The sequence below is a fragment of the Sulfurovum zhangzhouensis genome (genome assembly GCF_030347965.1).
Classification (GTDB): Bacteria; Campylobacterota; Campylobacteria; order Campylobacterales; family Sulfurovaceae; genus Sulfurovum; species Sulfurovum zhangzhouensis.
The window spans coordinates 253,924-277,734 of record NZ_JAQIBD010000003.1; the positions used below are offsets into that span (position 1 = coordinate 253,924).

Here is a 23,811-nt window from a genome sequence, read left to right on the forward strand (position 1 = left end):
AAAAAATATGTCATATTGTCATATTTTCATATTAGACTTGTGATTATGCCTCTCACCTATCAGTCATATACGTCCTGCACTTTGAGTAAAAGGTTTTTCTTTTAGGGACGCTTATGATAAAATGACATCATTACTAATTTAAGCGAGTTTAACCTGATGAATCCTATCCAACTAGCCCATTCACCTGATGCCGATGATATCTTTATGTACTATGCAATCAATTTTGGCTGGGTGGATACCAAAGATTATCAATTTGAAAATATCGGATTGGATATTGAAACACTTAATGAAGAAGCATTGAGAGGTACTTATGATGTCAGTGCGATCAGTTTTGGTATGTACCCTCTGATCAAAGATGACTATGCCTTGCTTCGTACTGCAGTAAGTTTTGGAGAGGGGTATGGGCCTAAATTGATACGTCGTAAAGATAAAAAACTCAAACGTAATTTTAAGGTCGCCCTATCTGGAAAATATACGACGAATGCTATGCTCTTTCGTATCTACTATCCACAAGCACGTCCAGTTTACATGAACTTTCTCGAGATCGAAGAGGCCGTCGTCAACGGTACGGTCGATGCAGGTGTTTTGATCCACGAGTCAATCCTTGATTTTGATGAGAGCCTGGAAGTAGAAAAGGAAGTGTGGGATATTTGGGGAGAACTTGCAGGCGAGGGGTTACCTTTGCCCCTTGGAGGTATGGCAATACGCAGAAGCCTCCCGCTTAACCGGGCAATAGAGATAGAAAATATTCTCATTGATGGAGTTAAAGTAGCCAATTTGCGCAAAAAGGAGCTTTGTGCCAGGCTTGAAAAAGATGCCCTGGTACGAATCTCAGATAAAATGCTTGAAAAATACCTCGATATGTATGCTTCTGATGAATCGATTGAGCTAAGTAAATTACAAATCAAAGCACTTGATAAGCTTTTTGAAATCGGCTACAAACATGGGCTATGGGAGTTCCCGATCAAAACAGAAGACTATCTCATCCCAAGAGAATACGAAACACTTCGGAATAGTTAAGTGTACACCAAGGTTATAGATTTTTCAAAATACTCCAGTATCAAAGTAGGACAACCAACAGATGTTCTGGTATTGGAAAAAGGCGATAAGATTCCTCATGACCGATATCTCATCGGTGGGGCAAATAACCTTCTTGTCTCACCGACTCCTCCTCCTCTAATGATGCTTAGCAAGGATTTTGCCACCATCACACAAGAGGATAATTTACTAACTATCGGGGCAGCTACCCCTACAGGACGTATTGTTTCCTATGCCAGAAAACATAATATTGCCGGCTTTGAGTTCTGTGCAAAACTGCCTGGGACACTTGGTGGGATGCTGGCGATGAATGCCGGAGTCAAAGAGTATGAAATATTTAATATACTTCACTCAGTCAAAATAAACGGAAATTGGATCGATGCCAAAGATATCGAACATGGATACCGCTATGCAAAACTTAACGGTATTGCTACAGAAGCGAGGTTTGAGATCAAAGAAGGATTTAGTCAAATACTTTTAGATACCCTTCTTTCCTTACGAACCAACCAGCCTCCCCAACCAAGCGCCGGTTCTGTATTTAAAAATCCCGATGGTGATTATGCTGGCCGACTTATTGAAGCTGTCGGATTAAAAGGGATGAAAAAAGGGAATATGCAATGGAGCTCCATGCATGCAAACTTTCTGGTTAATCTAGGCAACGGCACCTTCGAAGATGCCATTTACCTTATCAGGCTTGCAAAAGAAGAAGTAAAAAAAGTATTTGGTATCACCTTAATAGAAGAGGTGAAAATTCTTTAATTTTCCTTTATACAACGTACACATCTAATATAGTTGCTTTCATTAGCTTTTTTCTCATAACGATATGCATCTGCAGGATACACAACATAATATTTTCCCATTTCTGCAGGTGTCGATGTCCAGAAGTCTTCACCTCTGAAGTTGGTAAATACTTGTCCTGGCTTTCTATGTAATTCCATCAGCTCATCTGAAGTTGGTAGTCTCCAATCTGAGTGCCCTGCATAAAAAAGGCCATCACAGTAACCGGCTGCATGTTGAAAATTTCCTGCTTTTCCTATAATTCCATTATTCTTAAATGCACCGTCTTCTGCATCTGTATAAGCTTCATCCTGCCACATCAAATGAGTTTCTGTATCTGTATAAACAGTATTTTTAGAACAATCACTTGTTGGAGCTTCTACTGCAGGTACTAGTTCAGGAATATCCTCTGGTGTAATTTTTCCTCCTGCCATAAGTAAAGCAGCTGAAAGCAAAGCTGATGATATAAAAATCCTTCTCATATTTTCTCCTTTCTACCAATATTATTCAATATCATAATATATCATTACTCAATTTAAGCTAAAATTATCCTATTATGAATAAATCTCTATCTTTGCTCCGTTTTGGATCGATTTCCATAAGATATCCATCGCCCTGTTCGTAACTGCGATACACCCTTCTGTCCAATCATATGCTAAAGTATATTCATCACCTCTTCCATCGGCATTCCACTTTGGCTGGCCATGAATCGTAATGTAGCCGCCAGGCTCAACTCCTCTTTTTTTGGCTTCCGCCATATCCTTTGCATTCGGATAGGATATCATCAATGATTTATAAAGCCTATTGTCACATTTTTTTCTTACAATGGTGTAGTTGCCAATTGGGGTTCGGTAGTCCCCCTTCTCAATCTTATCCCCTTTTGTACCGTTTTTCCCCAGTGAAATACGGAACTCCTCAACTAACTTTCCATTACGATAAAGATGCATGAGATGTTTATTTTTATACACCACGATCTTATCTGCCAATAAAGACTTATCTATCTCTTCACCACAAGAGAGCTCACGCAAGCACTCTTTTGTTTCATATGGTGTTTTATCTACCTTTCCATAAGCTACAGGTTCTTTGTTACACCCATTGATCCATAGCAATGATATTGATGCGAAAAGCAAAACTTTTAATTTGATCTGCATTATTTACTCCCAATCTTCATGATGTTTTGATTTATGTTTGTCTTTTTTATAAGACACACTATTTTTCATTTTTTGTAAACGGTTAAGATTACTCATCTCTGCCTCGCGAATATCAACAAATTCTTTATCTCCAAAACTCTCATTTTGACAGGTTTGTTGAAATAGTCTGTTGATATAGGCTTTTAGTTCTCTGTGATATTCAGAATCAAGATGAGTGTGCTCTCTTTCATCCAATTTTTCTTTTAATACTTGAAACTTGGATATAAAGGATTGTGCGGTACTGCTTTCATCTCTAAACATACGAAAAAGATTCTTAGCAATTTTTTCCAACTCACCGATATATTTTTGTCTCTGGTATTTGTCAATCTGTTTTTGTGTATACCGTGCGATCTCTGACCTCCTACCGTATAGTTACCGGCACGCCTTCACGCACGGCATACCATAGTTCTTTCATCTCACTGTTTGTAACAGCAACACAGCCCTGTGTCCAGTTCTGACTCAAGGTATAAGCATCTTGTTTTCCATCTGCATTCCATTTAGGTTGTGCATGGATGGTAATATCTCCACCGGGATTTACACCTCTTTTCCTAGCACTTGCAATATCTTCAGGTCTTGGATAAGAGATACAGAGTGAACGATAATACTTAGGAGAACAAAGCTTTCTATGTATAAAGAATTCACCTTCAGGCGTACGGTTGTCTCCTTGCCTCTGCTTCTGCCCTACAGGATTTTTCCCTAATGATACAGGAAGTACACCCTTGACCTCTTTGCCTTTATAAAGATACATTTTTCTTTGTGCTTTTTCTACAATGATATGGTCTATACTTCCTTCATTTTTAAAGTCTGTTGCCTCTAACAACTCTTCTCTGCACTCCTGCAGGTTATACTCATCTTTTTTAAGATCTGGATCGGCACATCCTGTGAAAACAAACAGTGATAGGGGCAAAAGCATTAAATATAAAAAATATTGCACTGAGATTCTATCCTTCATAGAATATTACTTAGAATTTTCAGTATTTTAGCACAAAGTAGACTAACTTGATAATAAATAGGAGAGAGATAAGAGGTAGATAACCCTTCGAAGAGGGTTATCTGTAAAGATTATAGAGCTGCCTTAGCTGCTGCAAGTGCTTCTTCGTAGTTTGGCTCTTGAGTAATTTCTGGAACTACTTGTTTATAAGCTACTTTTCCATCTTTACCAACTACAAAGATAACTCTTGCAAGTACACCTGCAAGAGGACCGTCTGCAAGAAGAACACCATAAGCGTTACCGAAATCTTTGTTTCTGAAGTCTGAACATACTTTAATGTTTTCGATTCCAGCTGCACCACACCATCTAGCTGCTGCAAATGGAAGGTCCATAGATACAGTGATTACTTCTACACCCTCAAGACCAGCAGCCTCTTGGTTAAATCTTCTAGTTTCAGCATCACATACACCAGTGTCAAGTGAAGGTACAGCGATTACTAGTTGAACTTTTCCTTCTCCACCTACTGTTTCATCTTGAAGCATTGGGTTACAGTTTGTTACTGTTACTACCGGTGCTGTATCACCTACGTTTACTTCTGTACCACCAAGGTTACATACGATATCATTTTTAAAAGTTACTGTTGCCATTAATTATTCCTTTTTTAATTTGTTTTGTAGAAGCATTATTCCTTAAATGGGATAAAAATAGTCTTAATTAAAAAATAATTTTTTTATTTTTTTTCTATTAAGTCTATTTTGGCCTGTTTCAACACTCTTTTGAACGCCCTATCCCTATCTAATTTATAATCACTTTGTACCTTATAATAGCATGTGAACCCTTTTATTATCTCCAAGCGTACATACCCTTCAAAATCGCTTCCTGTACTCTTTACCACTGGGTTATTACATTGACTTATTTTATATTTTGTGAGTTTCAGAGAATAAGGACAGGCGGGATCTTCTTTAAGTCCAAGAGCTTTTTCCAGGACTGTTTTATCTTGAGAATCTACCATTGGATAACGTAGACATGAGAGAGAAAAAGCCTTTCCATGATCACAAAAACTTGTATAAACAGTAGAACGCTCTTCACATCCTGTGAGTAAAAAAGTAACAAAAAGTAATGAAATGAATGGTTTATAGATTTGCAATACCCTTCACCCATTGTTCCATTGTCGCATTTGCATCTGGGTTAGGTGCTTCAAGAAAGCTAACCACAAAAGAATCTTTCATCTCTGCTACACCGATAGAACGAGGTCTTACCGCCAAGACTTCAGGCTTTGGCAATACTTTGCCAAAACAACAGATAAAATTTTTCGCATCTTTGATATCTTCGGAGATCTCCCCTGCTTGAAGAGAAGCAGTATGCCCATAATGATCAAATTGACCGATATAGGTAGCAATTGGATGTGCATCGACCTGTTTTTTAAGATATGTAAAAACCTCATCTACACTTTGATAGCTTGTTTCACTCTTCTCTATTTTGATTGTATATACGGGGTATTTTCCCATGACAGTGATCTGTTTCATTGAATTCCTCGATTTTATTATTTTTTATTGTATCTGTAGTGGTCTATTGAGGTTGAAATACTTTAGATGCATAAGTGGGTCTTGCCTTCGCGGGTCGCTTCGCTCCACCGCTACGGTTTCGTCACTAAAATCGTGAAACTATTCACGATTTTTTACGTGACTTACATTCCAGGGATTCTTGGAATTTTGCCTAGTTTGGACATTTTACAGTACCAACCCCATCCTTTTTTCATCCAGTGACCGACAATTGGCATCGGGATCATTTTACTTCCCTTCTCACATCTGTAGACAAAGGCTGCACCGTTACCGGTATCCATTACACAAAGGATATTGAGATGCTCTATATAACTCTCTCTGGAGTCAATTTGTTGAGAGTGTTGAAAAATGTTATAAGCAGTATTCCTCGCCATTACTTCTGCCACATGTCCCTGCTTTGCTCTCCACTCAGGACCCATCAGGTTTGCTGAATCTCCAATGGCATAAACACCCTCAAATCCTTCTACTTCATTATATTCGTTTGTCAAAACAAAACCTGATTCGCTTAAAGGAAGATCAGAAGCCTCAATAATAGGATGCCCTTTACCCGCTGAGATAAACATCGTTAGATCCGACTCAAGCTTTGTACCATCTTCAAATCTAATACCATCTGCTTCAAAACAAACAATCTTGGAGCCTATTTTCTTTTTGATATGGGTCATTGTGAACATCTTGTCCATCATATCCAATGCTTTTGGTCCCATCTTTTGGCCCGGTTTCTCCATAGGTGCGAAGAATGTCAGTTCGAAGTTATCACGTATACCTTTACGCTTTAGATAAGTATCTACATTAAAAAGTACTTCAAATGCAGGACCACCGCGTACAGCAGAACTGTCCTTAGGATTTCCACCAAAGCCCATTGCGATCTTGCCTTTACCCTGAACGATCAACTTGTCTAGTTTCCCATACAATGCAGTTGCTTCTTCAGGCGCACCGCAAATAGATAGCGAATGTTCTCCCATACCTGGTATAGCGATCTTGCTTTGACCTATTGCAACAACAAGATAGTCATATCCCTCCATCACACGACCACTCTCAAGTGTGACTCTTTTTTGTGTGGCTTCTATCTTACTCACAGGGTCAATGATGAGTTGAAAGCCATGTACTACGGCCAACTTATCAAGGGGGATAGAAACATCTTCTCTGGTCACCTCTCCGGTAGGAATCCAGATCGATGTCGGATAGATATAGAAATAGTCTCTGTCACTTACTAAAGTTACTTCCATTTCGTTTCTTCTAAGAAAGATTGCTGCCTCTACACCGGCAAATCCCCCGCCTAGAACTAAAACTCTCTTTGTAGTTGACATCTCTTACTTCCTTCTTGCTCTAATGTTAATACTTTGATATACCGCTTGTATCATGTTTCTCTACTGTCTCTCCAGGTGAAACATTGTTAAGCGTAATAATGCTGTAAATAGCACCTAACAACAGACCGGAGAGGATAACCAACCAGACTGTTAATCTTTTTTCTATCCGTTCTTTCCCTCTATAATCTTCCAAACTCTCCAGCGAGGGTTCAAACTGCATAAGAACCCTCTTACTTTTTTAGTGCTTCAAGTCTAGGATAAGTAAAGATCAGATTTCTTTCGATCACAATTTTCTCTTTATCATCAATTGCATAGGCCTTGATCTTCACAGGAATAGAAATATCCTTATCATGACTTTGCGCCAAAGGCTCTTTTGTTTCAAGGATTACAACCTCTTTTGATTTAAATCCAGGACCTATTTTGATAGGATCTTTCGGACGAACGATCTCGATCTTATCATTATTTGTCACTTCAAAAGTATATGTATGCGGTTTGCTATCTGTATTCTGGAACAAGAAAAGATAGTCATTCTGCACTACTCCGCCAGGCATAGTTTTATAAAGTCTTGTACTTTTGTTGATATTAAGAAGCATATGTTCTTTTTTACTTCCCATTGCAAATAGTGCGATAAGTACTATAGTCAGAACAGTAAAGTATGCGATCACTTTTCCTCTAAAGTACTTGGTCTTACCTTCATATTTTACTGCCTCTTTTTCACTTGACCAACGTACAAGCGATGGTCTGTTGAATGCAGCCATAACTTCAGTACACGCATCCACACACTCTAGACAGTTAATACACTCAAGCTGAAGTCCTTTACGAATATCGATATGTGTAGGACATACTGTTACACAGCTCTCACAGGTTGTACACTCTGCTCCTGGTTCCACAGCAAGAAGGTCTTTTTGTTTTGTATACATTTTATTTCGATCATTACCGTGTCCTTGATAGATCTCTCCACCACGCTTAGGATCATACACAGCCATGATCGTATCATCATCATAAAGCACCGACTGTACACGGCTGTATGGACAAATATATACACAGAAATCCTCTTTAAGGAAAACAACATCCACGACCAAGAAAGCAGCCACACCGAGCACAAAGCTAACTAATACCATGTGTTCCATAGGGTTTTCCAGATAAGCAAAGAAATCTTCCGGAGGAACAAAGTACCACATGAAGTCTGCCGCAGCCAACAATGCAAGTGCAGACCATAACAGTATAGCTACTACTTTTTTGATCTTGTTCTCAAATTTACTCATATCAGGCTCTTTTTGTTTGTTGCTGATACGCTTACGGAGTCCTAGCAGTTTAGTCTCTATAAAATCTCTATAAATAACCCTAAAGATTGTTTGCGGACATGCCCACCCACACCATGCTCTACCACCGACAGCAGTCACAGCAAAAATTCCAAGGAACAATAACATCAATAAAAACGGCATCAAGTAAAGTTCTTGCATATCAAATACAACACCTGCTAAGTGAAGCTTCTTGTGGTCAAAGCTCAGCAAAAAGATATGATTGCCATTTATTGTGATCCATGGTGTAATGATCGATATAATTGTAGCCCCCAGATAAAACCAATATCGTTTTATTCTATAGGACACCCATCCCTTCAAATAATCTTTCTTATTCACCTTTTCTGGTGTATTTTCAGCTGTTGCTTCCATCTACATTACCTCTTTTGTTATTTTATCTTTTTCAAAAGGACAGATCAGAACCCTATCCTCACTCTCTTTTATCTCACCTGGAAGATTGACCTCCAACCAAGACCCTTCGACCAACTCTTTCAGATTTCTTGACTCGATATAATCTTTAAGAGAACTCCGACTTAGCCCAAGCTCTCGTGAGATTGCACTTACGCTCATCCCCTCTTTGAGGAGATCAAGGATCTGTGCTTTAAATTTATCAAACTTTGAAGAAGATCTGCTTCCTTTCGGGCGCCCTAGCTGGGTACTCTTGGATGCTTCAGCTTCTCTAATATCATTTAGCAGAGGAAATATATCAAGAATTTGTGTTCTTTTAGTGATAACCCTCTTTGGAGAAGCAACATACAATGTAACTTCTTTGCTAAGTGAACAGTTAATCAATTTGATCAACTCTTCAGCACGCTGACTGAATGCAGAAAGCGTTGAGACCACAATACTGTCTCCTTTGCTTAAAGAGCGTAAAAACTCCTCAAACTCTTTTCTCTCCTCTATTCTCAGCGGTCTGTTTGAATACTCTACTACCTCTTTGTCGATTTTAATATCATTAGCCAATGAAAAAGAGAGAATATCACGCTGCTGCTCTGACAGGCTGCTTAATCCATGAAGCTGTCTTATATAGCCGTATACCATTCTATTTCCTTTCTCATTTTTACCATCTTACTCTTTTTGATGTATAAAGTCAATAGTATTTATATAAAAAGCGTCAATTATGTCTTTTTTTCGTCAGTTATTTTTTCTTACCTGTAAAATTATGTTAAAATATCTTGATAATCATTTGGAAACATTTCAAAGGAACAGCGTGAATCTTACACACTTAGATGAACAAAACAAACCTAAAATGGTAGATGTCTCAGACAAAGAGGATACCACACGTATCGCCGTAGCTTCAGGTATCATTGAAGTAACGCCGCAAGCGTATGATGCCGTCATTGCCAATACAGCAAAAAAAGGGCCTGTCTTACAAACTGCAGTAATTGCTGCAATACAGGGAGCAAAGCAGACCAGCAATCTTATCCCTATGTGTCATCCTTTGATGCTTACATCAGTAAAAACTGATATCGAGGAGTTACCTGAACTGCCAGGATTCAAACTCACAGTGGCAGCTAAGCTCAAAGGCCAGACCGGAGTGGAGATGGAAGCCCTGACGGGGGTCAGTATAGGATTGCTAACAATCTATGATATGCTCAAAGCGATTGATAAGGGCATGGTGATCAGGAATATACAGCTTGAAGAAAAATCAGGAGGCAAGAGTGGCGACTTCCATCGCTAACTCTTTTTTGCCAAAGGCAAAGCTTTAGTGAGATGAATTAGTGAAGGGCTTTGCTCTTCATCTAGAAGAAAAGGATAGACAGTGATTTTAGACGGTAATACCAAAGAAAAACCACAGATCGAATACCCAACCCAATGGGGGTTTAAGATCATTGGACGCGATAAAGAAGCATTATTGGCCTGTATCAAAGAGGTAATGGGAGAGAAAGAACATCTCTGCTCATTGGGCAATACCTCAAAAACAGGTAAATTCACGACATACAACGCTTCATGTATTGTTGATAGCCAAGAGGAGCGTGACCGAATCTTTAAGTATTTTCAAGAACATAAAGATGTACAGATGGTGATCTAAGATCACCATCTCTCTTTTACAAACTAATTTACTTTTTCTAGCATCTTATCTGCACTCAAACTTACCAGCATAGAGACAATCACATAGGCTAAAAAGAAATAAAGTCCTACCTGCACCTCAGCATGACTGACATCCGAACCGTTACCCGTAAGATAAACCAACAAAACGGCCACCACAAATACATCAAGCATGGACCACTTACCGATCAGTTTAAAAAACTTCACGATACCGTGTGCAAACCTGCTCTCCATTACCACGGCCACAAACATTAAAGAGAGGGTCTTGATCAGTGGTATGAGGACTGAAAAGAGCAGGATCACCAGAGCAACAATAATATCTCCCCCCTCCCATAGCTTCACGACAGAGCCCAAAAGACTTTTGGACTCAAAAGAGAGCACTACATCACCGATATACTCGAGCTCTTTATGAATCGTAACCGTCAGGAGAGGGGTAAAAAGACCAAAATACAGTACGACCAATGCTGACAAACCGCCGAAAAAAGTGAAAAGCCTCAATCCTATCACAAAAAAGCTCATCATGATTACTATAAGTATACACATTGCATACAGGGTATAGCGCTTTGCCTCCGAACAGTGTACTTTTTGCGCTTTAATGATCTCTTCCCGTACAAGACGTTTCTCATTTGCATAATATCCCAGACTGAACTTCTCCACCCATTCTTTTGCCTGGTACTCAGCTTGTTTTGAAACATCTTTGTCCATGATTAGCTTTTGCGTACTTTGTTCATACTTTTTTGCCTGTGAGTAAGCCTGTAATCCAAAATATCCCATGATTATGACCATTAGGGACAATATCAGCATTATTATCTTTTTCTTCATAGAGAGATTATACTATAATCGATACTATGAATATAGATACATTAAAACAGATAGCACTGGATGCAGGTAAGATCGTCAAAGAGGGATATTATTCCCATAAAGAAGTTTCTCATAAAGGAATCGTCGATCTTGTCACGGAATTTGACGTCAAAACCGAAACATTTATTATAAATCGGCTCAAAAAAGCATTCCCCGACCATACCCTTGTAGGAGAGGAAAGTCACCATGGAAGTTACCATTATGACAAAGTGATCTACATTGATCCTATTGACGGTACAACCAATTTCATTCATGGAATTCCACACCTTGCTATTTCACTAGGCGTCTGGGAAAATGGAGAACCGACACTGGCTGTGGTCCATAACCCCATTTTGGACGAACTTTTCTGGGCAGTAAAAGGAGAAGGTGCCTTCTGTAACGGTCAACGGCTTGAAGTGAGCACACAAGATACACTTCAAAATGCACTGGTTGCTACAGGATTCCCTTATGCCAAGGTCAATGCAGGCGTAGAGTACCACTGGGTGATCAACTGTATGACCAACCTGCTGCCGCATATCCAGGATATACGTAGACTTGGTGCAGCAGCGATTGATCTTTGCTATCTTGCTCAGGGAAAAGTAGAAGCCTTCTATGAGATCGATCTAAAACCATGGGATGTAGCAGCCGGTATCCTGATCGTACAGGAAGCAGGTGGACAGATCAGTAATGTAGATAATAAAACATATGATTTTGATGACAAAAGCATTGTTGCAAGCAATGGGAAAGTACATACACAACTTTTAGCAAAGCTTGAAAAAATATAAACTACTCTGTTACCTCAAAGTAGATTAAAAGCGTACGCTGAAAAAAGTTGTCATTGTCATCACTTATCATCACAAAACGGTTATTGCCTACATGTGCAAGCCCTTCAAAATTATCAACATCCCATCCTTTATGGGAGTTCATTTTGACAAGTACCTTGCTTTTACACATGCTATTTTGCGTACACCCCTCCAAATAAACCTTTTTCAGTGTTATAACAAACGGATCTAGATAATCCGTAAACGACCGTTCCAGTACCAGTATATTTCCATCATCCATCACCTCTATAGCAGTGGTTGAACTGCGAGCTTCCGGTTCTGCAGTAAAGTGCCATTGTTTTCCGCTAAGGGAATAGATTGTCTGGTACTTCTTGTGATCTTTTTTTAATGGCCACTCTGCAACCATTAATGCCCCATACCAAGGATGACGGGCCAATGCTTCAAGTGATTTGTTTTGACTTCTATAGTTTTCAGCATTTCTCAGTGGTTTTGGCAGGGTATATGTCTTAATGCGTTGACCATCCTCCCTAAAAAGTCCAAGTCTTGGTTTCCCTTCAAAAGAGATCAACAGTCCTCCCTTTGCCCCCAAACAAATACCCTCACTGTCTCTTCTCCATTTTTTAAACTTCTTTCCATTCTCTTTGGTGATAAGTGTTGCACTGATTGGCTTTAAAACATCGATCTTATCAGAAAACATTGCATGAAAAGTAAAGAGTCTTCCCTCATCACTGATCATAAAAAGTTTTTTCTCTTTTGGATCATAGGTAAGATCTGAGAGTTCAGAAAATCCATATCCCCCAATCTGCTTATAGGAAAGATACTTTTGATCAAGTATCTTTATTCCCGAATATTGATCGCTTTTAAAACGGGGGGTAATGTCAACAGAACGTATCTCTGCATAAAGAACAGAGAAAAAGGCAAATAAAATTAAAATCAGTTTCATTTAATTCTTGATTTTTTAGGGAAGAAATAGATCATCACCAGCATCCAGACGATACCTATATCGATAGCTACATCTGCATAGTTAAACACAGCAAACTCAAATCCGCAGTGCCAGGCAACATAATCTACCACACCATCATGTACAAAACGGTCATATAGGTTTCCTATCGCACCGCCAATGACTAGACCGACAGGAAAAGCATAGCGCTTCATGTATCCTTCTTTAATCACAAAAGCAATTATCCCCATAATCAATACTACTTGTATCCACTTAAGATAAGGACCAAGAAAGGCAAATAATGAAAATGCTACACCCTTGTTATAGTGCAATGCCAGATCGATACAGGAACCTTCACGGTAATACCCCTCTATAAAGATTGATTTGATACTCTGATCGATGAGAAATGTACCTATTGCAGCCAATAAAAATATAAAAATACCACGCATTATGCTAGTGCCCTTTTGAAAAAGGCTACACACCCTTCCATCATCTCTTCAAGCACTTTTTCATCTTTTCCTTCAAGCAATAGACGTATTTTGTTTTCAGTACCTGAATATCTAAAGAGATGACGCATACCTAATTTCTCTACTTTCTCTTGAAGTTCTGCTAACCCCTCAATCTCATTAAAGTCTCTCTTTTCATCCACTAGCAGGTTTACTAACATTTGAGGATAAGATTCATACGGATTGAATGCCTCACTGGCCTTTTTGTTTTCACTCACCAAATATGCCAAAGCCTGCAGTGCGCTGGAAAGCCCATCGCCTGTTTTCGCATAATCAGAGAAGATAATATGCCCGCTCTGTTCTCCTCCGAAGTTCATACCCTTTTCCATCATCATTTCTACGACATGTTTATCCCCTACTGCTGAACGGTAAAGAGTGAGATCTTGTGACTGAAGATATTCATCCAATCCCTTATTGCTCATCACTGTTGCTACCATACCGCCACCTCTTAGCTCTCCTTGTCTATTTAGGTGTGTAGCAAGTACTGCCATAAGTTTATCACCATCAACAATATCACCTTTTTCATCCACTACGACCAACCTATCGGCATCACCATCCAGTGCAATACCTATATCTGCACGGTACTCCAGTACTGCTTTTGCCAGTACCTCCGGATGCATTGCGCCACAGCTTTCATTGATATTGAAGCCGTTTGGTTTATCCCCGATCACTACTACATCTGCTCCCAGTTCCTGCAGTATCGTTGGTCCAACCACATAACCTGCACCATTTGCACAGTCAATAACGATACGCTTACCGGCCAGAGTGAGATGATTAGGAAAAGAGTTCTTGATATGTACGATATAACGACCGATTACATCATCAATACGTTTTGACTTTCCGATCATCTTTTCTGTAGCCTGAGATGCAGCGATCAATGCACTATCTTCATAGATCTTTTCAATCTGTTCTTCTTTATCACGGTTTAGCTTATTACCGTCACAATCAAAGAATTTGATACCGTTATCATAGTACGGGTTATGACTAGCAGAAATCATGATCCCCGCATCACAACGCATGTTCTCAGTCAAGAATGCAATAGCCGGAGTAGGCATAGGCCCTATCTGAATCACATCAAAACCAACTGCAGTGAGACCGGATACGATAGCATTTTCAATCATATAACCACTACGTCTTGTATCTTTACCAACCAATATTTTGTTAGTTTTAGCAAATTGTTTAAAATATATTCCCGTAGCCATTGCCAGGCGCATAGATGCCTCAGCCGTTACTTTTTTTCCTGCTTTTCCGCGAACCCCATCAGTACCAAATAGTGTCAAGGTTTATCCTTCCTAGAGAAATTTTGACATATTTTACCCAAATAGCATAAACAATTAAGTAATGAACAATTGTTCACTTTAATATTATTTTAAGTTTAACATGATAATATTCGCACAATATTTATAAGAAGGATAGTTATGGCACACCATAAATCAGCACAAAAACGTATCATTCAAACTGCAAAAAGAGCAGAAAGAAACAGATACTATAGAACAAGAATTAAAAACATCACTAAAGCAGTGGAAAGCGCTGTAGATGCTTCAGACAAAGCAGCTGCAACAGATGCACTTAAAATTGCAAACAAGCAAATCCACTCAATGGTAAGCAAAGGTTTCATCAAGAAAACTACTGCTGCAAGAAAAGTAAGCCGTCTTCACAAGATGGTAAACGCTATCGAAGCATAATTTACGCTTCACTCTTTCTATTATATCAGATTTTCCCTCTGGGAAATCTGACAATTCCAACACAAAGAACACCCAATGTTCAAAGAAAAACTTCAACCATTTATTGACAGACATAAAGAGATATCTCAACAGTTAAGCTCACCTGACATCGCAAGTGATATCAACAGAATGACTGAGCTAAGTAAAGAGCAGGCCGGGCTAAATGAACTAGTCGAGAAAGCCAAACTCTATATACAGACTGCTGACTCAATCGAAGAGAACAAAGAACTTATTTACGATCCTGAACTTGGAGATCTTGCAAAAGAAGAACTTTCAGAGCTTGAGCCAATGCTTCCTAGGCTAGAAGAAGAGATCAAGGTTCTTATGATCCCAAGAGACAAGAACGACGATAAGAATATCTATCTAGAACTCCGCGCAGGAGCAGGTGGGGATGAGAGTGCCCTTTTTGTTGCAGATGTATTTAGAATGTACACACGCTACGCTGAAATTGTAGGCTGGAAAGTAGAAATTGTAAGTTCTAGTGACGGTACTGCCGGAGGATACAAAGAATTGATCGCAATGATCAAAGGTGACGGTGTATACTCCAAACTAAAGTATGAAGCAGGTACACACCGTGTACAACGTGTTCCGGATACAGAAACACAAGGACGTGTTCATACATCTGCTATTACCGTAGCAGTAATTCCTGAGGTTGATGATGTCGAAGTTGATATCAAACCGAATGAGATCAAAATGGATGTTTACCGATCTAGCGGATGTGGTGGACAGTCAGTCAACACTACGGACTCTGCTGTACGTCTTACGCATATTCCTACCGGTATTGTTGTTGCAATCCAGGATGAGAAATCTCAGCATAAAAATAGAGACAAAGCAATGAAGATCCTCAAAGCAAGAGTTTATGAAGCGGAACTTCAAAAACAGCTTGATGAAACATCTTCTCAGCGTAAACTACAGGTCGGATCTGGTGATCGTTCTGAAAAGATCAGAACATATAACTATCCACAAAACAGAATCACAGACCACCGTATCGGTCTTACGATTTATGCACTTGATGATGTAATGAATAACGGTAAACTTAATCTCATTATCGATCCACTGATCGCACATGCTCAAGTCGAGGCTATCAAAGAGGCAGGACTGTAAGTCCACCTCTTTTTCTTTCTTTCTTTATCCTTTAAACCATTTCTTTCTATAATATCATAAATTAATACGAAAGTAATGCTATGAAAAATTTTGAAAAACTCACACATGAACATAACCTCAAAGAGATCATAAAGTCTGCCTTTGATATGGATTTTCCTATCTCAGGGGGATGGGGATACACCCTAGAAGAAGCTACTGTTGTCAATGATCTCCGGGACATTCCTCTTACCCAGTTTGAACACACCTTTGCCTCCATGCGTGCCTATGGCGAAATGAATATGGCACTACCGGAAAATCAAAGATACGGTAGTATTAATGTAAATGAACGCCATAGAGAAAAAGTGATTCATGATAATAAGACATACGAAAAGATCACTTATGAGATTAGTGCCATGAAAGAAAGCGTTTATGCTACCCTTATTGATGAATATAAAGAAGGTTACGGCAAGGAAGGGTTCGATATCGAAGATCACTTTCAAAAGCGAAGAGAAAGCACTTTAAAAAGAGAAGTAATACACTGGTTTGATATTACTCAGATTATATAGACATAAAACAACTACAGTATTGTAATTCTGTCATATCTATAATCTCTCCTGACCAAAATGGTCAGTGAGAATAAAATTACTTAAGACCTTTGATCTCTTTATCTTCAGTAACAGTTTGTCCAGAAAGATCAGTCCAAGTCATCTCAAGCTTGTCACCAGCCTTCAATCCTTCAGCACTGAATGCGAATTGGATCAGTGGGTTCTTTGAAAGAAACTGACTTGAAGACATATCAAGTACTACTTTACCACCTGCTTTTGCAGTAATGTGTGTAATGAAGTTTGCTTCTTTACCTTTTGCTTTTGCTTGATCGTATGTAAGCATATCGTGTTTAATCATTACTTTTGATTTTACAACACTACCTTTTGCTGCTGCTTTAATTTTCATATTTGCCATAGGTTATCCTTTATTCTATTTCTGCTCTAACTATCTATACTATTGGATGAAGATTAACCTTCACATCCACCAAGTGCAACTTCTAGTGACTGTTTACCAATGTAGAACTTACCATCTTTACCCTCTACAACTACAGTGATAGTACCACTAGCTTTCATCTTGATATTTATGTAAAAATCAATAACTGAAGGCTCATCAAATACCGCTACTGCAGATTCAGGGTTCGCATCCTGGAACAATGCTACAGTTTTTGCTGGGATATCAGACTTGAATTTTACTGGCACTGCACCACCGTTTGATGCAACTTTTGGTAGTTGAATTTTGATACCCTCTTCTATTGGTGTGATTTTACCGTAAAGTGCTTCAATTGCAGGCTCCACTTTGTGTGCAGTCCATACATCTGGCTTCTCTTGTCTAAAATCTTTTGCACTAAGTGCCACTGGTAGTACAGCTGCAGCTGTCAAACCTAAACCTAAAAATTTTCTTCTTTCCATTTGAATTCCTTTCATTCATTCTGCAAGCCAAAATGGGCTAGCATCTTAGATAATATTACTATTTAATCGTGAAGTAATAGTGTAAAGCACTATTACTTTCCTTGACTTACCATATAGTCTACGATCTCTTTGATCTTATCATCTGGTAATGATGTACCACCTCTTGGAGGCATTGCATTAAGACCGTTGAGTGCATTGTGGTATACTTTATCCATACCTTTGCTTGTAACAGCCTCCCAAGCTTTCTTATCACCTACCATTGGCGCACCCATTGCATCTGTAGCATGACAAACTGCACAGCTTGCTTCATACTCTTTTTTACCAGGCATTTCTGCTTCACCTTCTTTTTTAGCAGGCATAGATCTTTCAGTAGAAAGTTCTGGAGAATAAGCACTGATTCCTGCACCTTGAATTCTAGCAATTACCGGTTCACCGTCAAAACAGTTTTTCATACATCTTGTGCCGTTACCGTAGTTACTGAAATCATTGAAGTAAGCTCTTACATTCTCTAGTCCGTCTTTACCGTCGATCTTAGGCTCAAACCCATCTTCGTTTGGCATTTTAAGCTTCAAGAACTTCTCTCTGTCAAGTACATACTCATCATCAAGCTCTTCACCGTCGATTGTCAACTCATTGATAGAGATGATATACGCAACAATCGCATATACTTCATCATTAGTCAAACTCATCGGTGCTGGGTGAGGCATACCTGTTTTTACATACCACCATAGTGTACTTGCTTTTGGCCAGTAAGATCCGAATACACGGTTAGGTGCATCTACTGCAGCGCTTGTTCTTTGATTCTTGAGAGATTTTACACCTTCGTATGCGTTCCCTTTTGCAAGTGCCGGATATCCTGCACCACCTGCACCAAAGTCAAAGTGACATGATGCACATTTCTCTTCATACAATGCATCACCATCTTCTACAGAACCGCTACCTTCAGGAAGGCCTGTTCCATCAGGCATTACATCGATATTCCATGCTTTGATTTCATTCTCAGTAGGTTTTCTACCGAATGCAAATCCGCCTTTACCTGCTTTCTCATTTACATAGTAAGAAGAAGTTTTCCCGTTTACTACAGGATAAGTAGCACCACCGTCAATTACTTTCTTACCGTTTGCATATGTGCGAGAAGTTGTTTTATCTCCCGCTACTGCAGCAGAAGTAGCTGCAGATACAACTAGTGCTGCTGATAGTAATAATTTATGATAAGACTTGAACATTGTTCACCTCTCCTTTCGCTGTAACTTCCCAGATATGTGTAGCATTTCTATGATACACAGACTCAATTCCCATAACTGCTCTTTCCTGCTTAACGCTTGGTTGAATATGACCAGCATCATCTCTTGCACGGCTTCCAAGAAGTAATGGTTTACCTTCATATTTATACATAAAACTGAATCTTGTCCATGCTTTTGGCAATACAAGACCTTTAAGACTTGCTTCTACCCAGTTCTTACCACCATCAAATGTGATATCTACACCTTCGACAGTACCGTGACCACTCCATGCTAGACCTTGAATTTCAACTAGATCACCTTTTTTAAGATCTTTCCAATCATATTCTGGACATGGAGAAGTGATGATAGAGTTAACTTCATTAGCATAGAAATGTTGGATAGCTTTTCCACTTGGTTTCAATGCTGTATATTTTGCTGTCTCTTCTTTAGCATAGAACGGCTCATCAGCAAACTCAAGTCTGCATAGCCATTTTACACAAAGGTTACCTTCCCAACCTGGAACAAGTAGTCTGATTGGATAACCTTGCTCAGGACGTAGTGCTTCACCATTCTGAGCCCAAACAACCATAGCATCATCAAGTACTTTATCAATTGGTACAGTTCTACCCATGTGAGAGTTGTCTGCACCTTCAGCCAACATCCATCTTGCATTTGGCTTCAATCCAAGATCTTTAAGAATATCTTTGATGTATACACCAGTCCATTCAGCACAACTCATCATACCTTTTGCAAATTGAGTCGATGGGAACTGTGGATTTCTCCACTCTGGACCACCGTTTGCCGGACACTCAATAAAGTGAATTCTACTTACACTTGGGTATCTTTTTAGTTCGTTCATAGTAAGTACTAGTGGCTTATCAACAAGTCCATGGATCATCAAACGGTGTTCGTTTGGATCGATCTCTGCTGTACCACCATGGCTACGGCTAAAGAATAGTCCGTTTGGTGTGATAATACCATTGAGCTCATGAATCGGACACATTGCGATTGATGCATACCAGTTTCCTGATGAAAGAAGCTCTGTATTTCTTCTTGTAACATTATGCTCATATGGAGATGGTTGTCCATACAGGTTGTGAGTTACAGGATAACCAAATGTTGTACCCCATGGTTTCTCTTCGACGATCGCTGGATCATCTTTTGTATTAGATGCGTTAATTTTTACCGGCGCCATGACACTTGCCGCTGCAAGTGCACTTACAGAATACGCCGCAGTCTTCCTAAAAAAGTCTCTTCTCTCTGACTGGATTTCAGTTTGAGAAGCATTACTTATCTTAGTCATATAACCTCCTTATAGTAGTTAACAGTACTCGTTTTTTAGTTTATATAATAGAATCACTATTGCCACCGATTGTATTAGAAATTAAATTAAAATGTCAAGAAATTTTATAAAGAATTACCTATATACACATATATCACACAATTTTCTACAAATTCTTGACAATTATAATTTTTAATCAATAAAATACACCGTTTTAATCATTATAATATATCACTATTATGTTAACGCGTGATATTTTACTTTATGATTACTTATAATTTATTAATAATTGTCACAATTAAATTCATCAATTATGTTAAAATACATTTACAATACTTTTCAATAATTAGGATAATCATGCAATCAACCAAAGTAGGAAAAGTGATCGCGTTATTTATATCAACATTTGATAGTAAAGAACCTATAGCAAGAAATGAACTTCAAGTAGATGAAAAAGGTATTTTACTTGATAAACATTATGACAAAGATATTGATCGTTCTATATTAGTGACGTCATTGGATAGCTACATGCTAGTCGAACGAGAGGGTATAGAAATTGAATATAGTGCATTGGGGGAGAATCTACTCATTAATTACAATCCATACAAACTTCCGGTAGGTTCACAATTACAAATAGGTAGTGCTATTGTTGAGATTAGTCAGGACTGCACGATGTGTGGTCACCTCTCAGCTATTGATCCAAGAGTACCAAAACTTCTGAAAAACGATAGAGGGATTTTTGTTAAAGTAGTAAAGCAGGGATGGATAAAAGAGAAAGATGAGATCTTTCTTTTGGGATCTTAAGTAACGTTATTTTTTCTGATAATAAAGAAGGAATAGAGAGTGTTAAGACTGGCCCGGATTAACCCGGGCCAACGAAATAGAATTATTTCTTGATAGTAGCTAAGATCTTTTCGAATCTTGATTGAGCATCAAGCAATACATCAATTGATGGTTTGTCAGTGATATTCAATGCATCAATCCACTTATGAACATTTGGGAATGCAACATGGATTGTTTTCTCCCCTCTCTTTTGATACATATATGCTGAACATGGAGCAAATGCACCAGCCTCTGGATGAAGTTTTGCTACTTCGTAGATCACGGCAATCTTACAGATTGAGTAAACATCATAGAAGTAGAACCACTCTTTGTCATTCTCTTCAAAATCATAGTTAAGGTCAGTAAATCCAGCCATAACGAATCCGTGTGGTGCTAGCTCACCTTCAAATCCCATTTGATAGTTATCTTTTGACTCTTCCCAGTCATCACCGTCTTGTTCGAATGCTACACGTGTAATGAAATCATGTTTTTCATTTTTCATTTCATAAGGAAGTGTGATAAACTTACCGTTTGGCATAGCCGCTTTAAGTGCTTCTTCTACTTTTTTACCATAAGCGATAATGTGTTCATTGTCTTCAGGAACACCCATAATTCTTGCCATTGCATGTGGAGCGATAGAAGATACTGAGATAGTGTTATCACCTTTTTTTGTATAGATAGACATACTCATTGGAGTAAAGAGTCCGATTTCAGGATACTGCTCTGCCAACGCCAATGCTGTATCTTTTCTATAGACAACTGCTAGGTTATATACATCAAATGAAGTCTCGTTAAAGTCTCTCATAAATGGTGCATTCATATTGTTGTTTGCAGCGATAATAAATCCTGCTCCTTTAAACGCTTCTTCAATTGTTGCTGGAGTGATCTTCTTGTCAGCATTATCTGATACAAAAACTCTCACATCATGTTTTGCTGCATCTGCAGCCATCAAACCTGCTGTCAATAGCATTACGACAGCAAAAAATTTTGCCATTAGTTTCATTGTGTTCCTTTTCATTTTTGCTAATTATAACTCAATTTTTTTAATACATAGAACAATTTTCTATAAATATAAATATAAAAGATAAATGTAGAAGAATTGTGAAAAAAAGAGTCGAGTTAGGTATAACAAAGGGAAGAGACTCCCTTTGTTTGATAAAAATTAGTATCTATATCTGATGTAGAATCTAATGTCTTGTGCTTTGTCAACAATACCAGGAACCATTGCTTGCGCTGTTGGATCACCCATTGCTGCAGCTGCTTTTAGATCATCGATTTTCATAGAATATCCACCATCACCGTAGAATCCTGCGCTTCCTGTATAATCATAATCAATTGCAACATATCTAAGTTGTGCACTTAGTGCTTCAGTCAATTGGTATGTATAGTTAACTTCATATGCATCACCACGTGCAGCAAGTTTAGAACCGATCATAGTATCTTCACCTTGTGTAAATGGCTTCCAGTATTTACTTCCGTGGTTATACTCTAGACCAAGTTTACCATCAAGAACCGGTAGATATGTACCGAACCAGTAAGATGTACCACTTTCTTTATCCATACTACCTAACATGCTCTCAACTGGGATAGTCATACCATCATATGGACCACCATCAAAGTATCTGTCATTTCCAACACCTGGCTCAGATTTAGACCAAGCAAATGAACCGAATACTTTTACACCTGAGAAATAACCATCATCAGTAATACCATCAATTAGACCAGAAATAGCCGCACCTAGCATATCACCTGTGTTTACAAAGCTCATTGATGATGGATCTGGCATATACGTCATATAAGTTGGGTTCCATACCATTGTACCTGCTGCAAAACCTGGTACATCAAATGCTTTATATGCTGTAGTTTTAACGATGTATTGACCATCATTATATGGTTCAAAAATGAATCCTGCCAATGCTACATCATCAAGAGCAGCATCATCATTAGCATATGCTGCACCATCCATTCTACTGAACAATGGAGCTGCATTTGTAGAACCTTGTCCCATACATAGCTTGAAGCTCATACCTGGTACACCAGTTACTCCTGAAAGGTCAAGTTTTGAACTTAGACCATCAAATTCAACGTTAATTACGTGTCCAAGTGGTGAAAGAGCTGGATCATCTTGACTTAGGTTAGCTAGGAAACCATTTGTTGATGGTCTTCTACCTACCGAGAAAGTCCATGGCATACCTGTACCAAATGCATCATCACCAAGGTAAAGCCAGTATGCTTGTCTTACTTTCAATGTACCGTTGCTCAATGCTTCATTTGTAACCCAGTCAAATGTATCCATACCTGTACCACGCATACCAAATGGAGAAGTTAAAGGATTACCAGTTGCACCCATGTCAGCACCAAATGCTTTATTCATAGAAAGTTGACCTTTGAAGATATTCTTGCTATCTGCAGCATACTCCATATTTAGCCAAAGTCTCAAAGCCATAAGGTCATTTTTACCTTCTTCTCTTCCATCAGCCATGTCATAGTTGATATTATCGATTGAAGTTCTTACATCAACTCCCCATTTGATGTTATCGCCAGCATCGTGAGCTTTTACTTCATTGATCTTTTTATTTTGTTTTTTAAGATCTTTTTTTAGTTTTGCCAATTCAGTCTCAAGATCATTGATTTTGTCATTGATTGAACTAGCGTTAACGCTTGTCAATGCCATTGCAGTAACAAGAGAAGCCGTTAAAATTTTTTTCATGTTTACTCCTTAGTTATATTTGTCCAAAACATGTGCCCATATCTTATGACAGACTGACTAAGGATAGACTTAAAAAAATAAACTTTTTTTGAAAAATTATATAAATTAATATCAGGTTATAAATATTATATTTTATAACTAAAATTAGTAGGCAAAATAGGCTCTTAACTACCTAATAACGCTATTTCTATAAGAAGAAACATAACTAGAAATATGTTACTTAACCATACACCTAATTATATGTTCATCATAAAGTAAACGAAGAGCCCGGGGTACAAGGAAAAAGGGGA

The 23,811-nt window shown here is 38.5% G+C and carries 30 protein-coding genes; 9 read left to right on the plus strand and 21 right to left on the minus strand.

The window, feature by feature from the left end; genetic code table 11:
- The first annotated feature begins 156 nt into the window (after positions 1–156).
- Together PGH07_RS09535 and PGH07_RS09540 are read left to right on the plus strand one after the other, a co-directional pair.
- Entirely contained in the window at positions 157–1,020 is an 864-nt protein-coding gene (locus PGH07_RS09535; RefSeq protein WP_289414226.1) for a menaquinone biosynthesis family protein, read from the plus strand.
- A complete protein-coding gene (locus PGH07_RS09540) occupies positions 1,021–1,797 on the plus strand; it encodes a UDP-N-acetylmuramate dehydrogenase (RefSeq protein ID WP_289414228.1) in 777 nt (258 codons plus the stop codon).
- Here the strand turns inward: PGH07_RS09540 and PGH07_RS09545 are convergent.
- From PGH07_RS09545 to PGH07_RS09595, 11 genes are all read right to left on the minus strand, one after another.
- Positions 1,794–2,297 (minus strand): Lcl C-terminal domain-containing protein, encoded by a 504-nt coding sequence (locus PGH07_RS09545; protein WP_289414229.1) that lies wholly within the window; start codon positions 2,295–2,297, stop codon positions 1,794–1,796. The two genes, PGH07_RS09540 and PGH07_RS09545, sit on opposite strands and share 4 nt — an antisense overlap.
- A gap of 72 nt (positions 2,298–2,369) precedes the next feature.
- The gene (locus PGH07_RS09550) at positions 2,370–2,966 is read right to left on the minus strand and encodes a L,D-transpeptidase family protein (RefSeq protein ID WP_289414230.1); all 597 of its coding nucleotides are present in this window, start codon (positions 2,964–2,966) and stop codon (positions 2,370–2,372) included.
- Between the two features lie 3 nt (positions 2,967–2,969).
- Entirely contained in the window at positions 2,970–3,266 is a 297-nt protein-coding gene (locus tag PGH07_RS09555; protein WP_289414231.1) for a hypothetical protein, read from the minus strand.
- A gap of 100 nt (positions 3,267–3,366) precedes the next feature.
- Positions 3,367–3,939, minus strand: a complete 573-nt coding sequence (locus PGH07_RS09560; RefSeq protein WP_289414232.1) for a L,D-transpeptidase family protein — start codon at positions 3,937–3,939, stop codon at positions 3,367–3,369.
- A gap of 128 nt (positions 3,940–4,067) precedes the next feature.
- Positions 4,068–4,583, minus strand: coding sequence for a thiol peroxidase (gene tpx, locus PGH07_RS09565; RefSeq protein ID WP_289414233.1), 516 nt, complete (start codon positions 4,581–4,583; stop codon positions 4,068–4,070).
- 83 nt (positions 4,584–4,666) lie between these two features.
- Positions 4,667–5,083 (minus strand): hypothetical protein, encoded by a 417-nt coding sequence (locus tag PGH07_RS09570; RefSeq protein ID WP_289414234.1) that lies wholly within the window; start codon positions 5,081–5,083, stop codon positions 4,667–4,669.
- Complete coding sequence (locus PGH07_RS09575; RefSeq protein WP_289414236.1) at positions 5,070–5,462, minus strand: DUF6858 family protein; 393 nt, start codon at positions 5,460–5,462, stop codon at positions 5,070–5,072. The genes PGH07_RS09570 and PGH07_RS09575 overlap by 14 nt, the downstream gene beginning before the upstream one ends.
- Positions 5,463–5,623: 161 nt before the next feature.
- Positions 5,624–6,805, minus strand: coding sequence for an NAD(P)/FAD-dependent oxidoreductase (locus PGH07_RS09580; protein WP_289414238.1), 1,182 nt, complete (start codon positions 6,803–6,805; stop codon positions 5,624–5,626).
- A gap of 25 nt (positions 6,806–6,830) precedes the next feature.
- Positions 6,831–7,025 carry a hypothetical protein gene (locus PGH07_RS09585; protein ID WP_289414239.1) on the minus strand — a complete coding sequence of 65 codons (195 nt, stop codon included), beginning with the start codon at positions 7,023–7,025 and terminating at the stop codon, positions 6,831–6,833.
- A gap of 10 nt (positions 7,026–7,035) precedes the next feature.
- Positions 7,036–8,478, minus strand: a complete 1,443-nt coding sequence (gene ccoG, locus PGH07_RS09590) for a cytochrome c oxidase accessory protein CcoG (RefSeq protein WP_289414240.1) — start codon at positions 8,476–8,478, stop codon at positions 7,036–7,038.
- Complete coding sequence (locus PGH07_RS09595; RefSeq protein ID WP_289414241.1) at positions 8,479–9,147, minus strand: recombinase family protein; 669 nt, start codon at positions 9,145–9,147, stop codon at positions 8,479–8,481.
- A 169-nt stretch (positions 9,148–9,316) separates the two neighbouring features.
- On the opposite strand from PGH07_RS09595, the gene moaC reads away from it, so the two are divergent.
- Together moaC and PGH07_RS09605 are read left to right on the plus strand one after the other, a co-directional pair.
- Entirely contained in the window at positions 9,317–9,787 is a 471-nt protein-coding gene (gene moaC, locus PGH07_RS09600) for a cyclic pyranopterin monophosphate synthase MoaC (protein WP_289414242.1), read from the plus strand.
- 81 nt (positions 9,788–9,868) lie between these two features.
- Positions 9,869–10,138: an HP0495 family protein gene (locus PGH07_RS09605; protein WP_289414243.1), complete on the plus strand. Its 270-nt coding sequence runs from the start codon at positions 9,869–9,871 to the stop codon at positions 10,136–10,138.
- A gap of 23 nt (positions 10,139–10,161) precedes the next feature.
- On the opposite strand, the gene PGH07_RS09610 is transcribed toward PGH07_RS09605, so the two are convergent.
- Positions 10,162–10,959, minus strand: coding sequence for a paraquat-inducible protein A (locus tag PGH07_RS09610; RefSeq protein WP_289414244.1), 798 nt, complete (start codon positions 10,957–10,959; stop codon positions 10,162–10,164).
- A 44-nt stretch (positions 10,960–11,003) separates the two neighbouring features.
- Between PGH07_RS09610 and PGH07_RS09615 the strand changes: the two genes are divergently transcribed.
- Complete coding sequence (locus PGH07_RS09615; RefSeq protein WP_289414245.1) at positions 11,004–11,780, plus strand: inositol monophosphatase family protein; 777 nt, start codon at positions 11,004–11,006, stop codon at positions 11,778–11,780.
- A gap of 1 nt (position 11,781) precedes the next feature.
- On the opposite strand, the gene PGH07_RS09620 is transcribed toward PGH07_RS09615, so the two are convergent.
- From PGH07_RS09620 to glmM, 3 genes are read right to left on the minus strand one after another with little or no spacing between them, the layout of a single operon-like run.
- Positions 11,782–12,720 carry an esterase-like activity of phytase family protein gene (locus tag PGH07_RS09620; RefSeq protein ID WP_289414246.1) on the minus strand — a complete coding sequence of 313 codons (939 nt, stop codon included), beginning with the start codon at positions 12,718–12,720 and terminating at the stop codon, positions 11,782–11,784.
- On the minus strand, positions 12,717–13,166 hold the full coding sequence (lspA, locus tag PGH07_RS09625) for a signal peptidase II (RefSeq protein WP_289414247.1): 450 nt from the start codon (positions 13,164–13,166) through the stop codon (positions 12,717–12,719). Before lspA ends, PGH07_RS09620 begins: the two co-directional genes overlap by 4 nt.
- The gene (glmM, locus tag PGH07_RS09630; protein ID WP_289414248.1) at positions 13,166–14,503 is read right to left on the minus strand and encodes a phosphoglucosamine mutase; all 1,338 of its coding nucleotides are present in this window, start codon (positions 14,501–14,503) and stop codon (positions 13,166–13,168) included. The genes lspA and glmM overlap by 1 nt, the downstream gene beginning before the upstream one ends.
- 138 nt (positions 14,504–14,641) lie before the next feature.
- Between glmM and rpsT the strand changes: the two genes are divergently transcribed.
- The 3 genes from rpsT to PGH07_RS09645 all read left to right on the plus strand — a co-directional run bounded on the left by rpsT (position 14,642) and on the right by PGH07_RS09645 (position 16,596).
- Positions 14,642–14,908: a 30S ribosomal protein S20 gene (rpsT, locus tag PGH07_RS09635; protein WP_289414249.1), complete on the plus strand. Its 267-nt coding sequence runs from the start codon at positions 14,642–14,644 to the stop codon at positions 14,906–14,908.
- 75 nt (positions 14,909–14,983) lie between these two features.
- Complete coding sequence (gene prfA / locus PGH07_RS09640) at positions 14,984–16,051, plus strand: peptide chain release factor 1 (protein ID WP_289414251.1); 1,068 nt, start codon at positions 14,984–14,986, stop codon at positions 16,049–16,051.
- Positions 16,052–16,131: 80 nt separating this feature from the next.
- Positions 16,132–16,596, plus strand: coding sequence for a hypothetical protein (locus tag PGH07_RS09645; RefSeq protein WP_289414252.1), 465 nt, complete (start codon positions 16,132–16,134; stop codon positions 16,594–16,596).
- 76 nt (positions 16,597–16,672) lie between these two features.
- Here PGH07_RS09645 and soxZ read toward each other — a convergent pair whose 3' ends face one another.
- The 4 genes from soxZ to soxC form a co-directional block, all read right to left on the minus strand.
- Complete coding sequence (gene soxZ, locus PGH07_RS09650) at positions 16,673–16,990, minus strand: thiosulfate oxidation carrier complex protein SoxZ (RefSeq protein WP_289414253.1); 318 nt, start codon at positions 16,988–16,990, stop codon at positions 16,673–16,675.
- 53 nt (positions 16,991–17,043) lie between these two features.
- A complete protein-coding gene (locus PGH07_RS09655) occupies positions 17,044–17,484 on the minus strand; it encodes a thiosulfate oxidation carrier protein SoxY (protein WP_289414254.1) in 441 nt (146 codons plus the stop codon).
- Between the two features lie 92 nt (positions 17,485–17,576).
- Positions 17,577–18,710, minus strand: coding sequence for a c-type cytochrome (locus PGH07_RS09660; protein ID WP_289414256.1), 1,134 nt, complete (start codon positions 18,708–18,710; stop codon positions 17,577–17,579).
- Positions 18,691–20,010: a sulfite dehydrogenase gene (soxC, locus tag PGH07_RS09665; protein ID WP_289414257.1), complete on the minus strand. Its 1,320-nt coding sequence runs from the start codon at positions 20,008–20,010 to the stop codon at positions 18,691–18,693. The genes PGH07_RS09660 and soxC overlap by 20 nt, the downstream gene beginning before the upstream one ends.
- 336 nt (positions 20,011–20,346) lie before the next feature.
- On the opposite strand from soxC, the gene PGH07_RS09670 reads away from it, so the two are divergent.
- Positions 20,347–20,793 carry an MOSC domain-containing protein gene (locus tag PGH07_RS09670; protein ID WP_289414258.1) on the plus strand — a complete coding sequence of 149 codons (447 nt, stop codon included), beginning with the start codon at positions 20,347–20,349 and terminating at the stop codon, positions 20,791–20,793.
- Between the two features lie 82 nt (positions 20,794–20,875).
- Here PGH07_RS09670 and PGH07_RS09675 read toward each other — a convergent pair whose 3' ends face one another.
- Both PGH07_RS09675 and PGH07_RS09680 read right to left on the minus strand, forming a co-directional pair.
- On the minus strand, positions 20,876–21,814 hold the full coding sequence (locus tag PGH07_RS09675; protein WP_289414259.1) for a DUF302 domain-containing protein: 939 nt from the start codon (positions 21,812–21,814) through the stop codon (positions 20,876–20,878).
- A 159-nt stretch (positions 21,815–21,973) separates the two neighbouring features.
- Positions 21,974–23,521 (minus strand): DUF3373 family protein, encoded by a 1,548-nt coding sequence (locus tag PGH07_RS09680; RefSeq protein WP_289414261.1) that lies wholly within the window; start codon positions 23,519–23,521, stop codon positions 21,974–21,976.
- Positions 23,522–23,811: the final 290 nt, after the last annotated feature.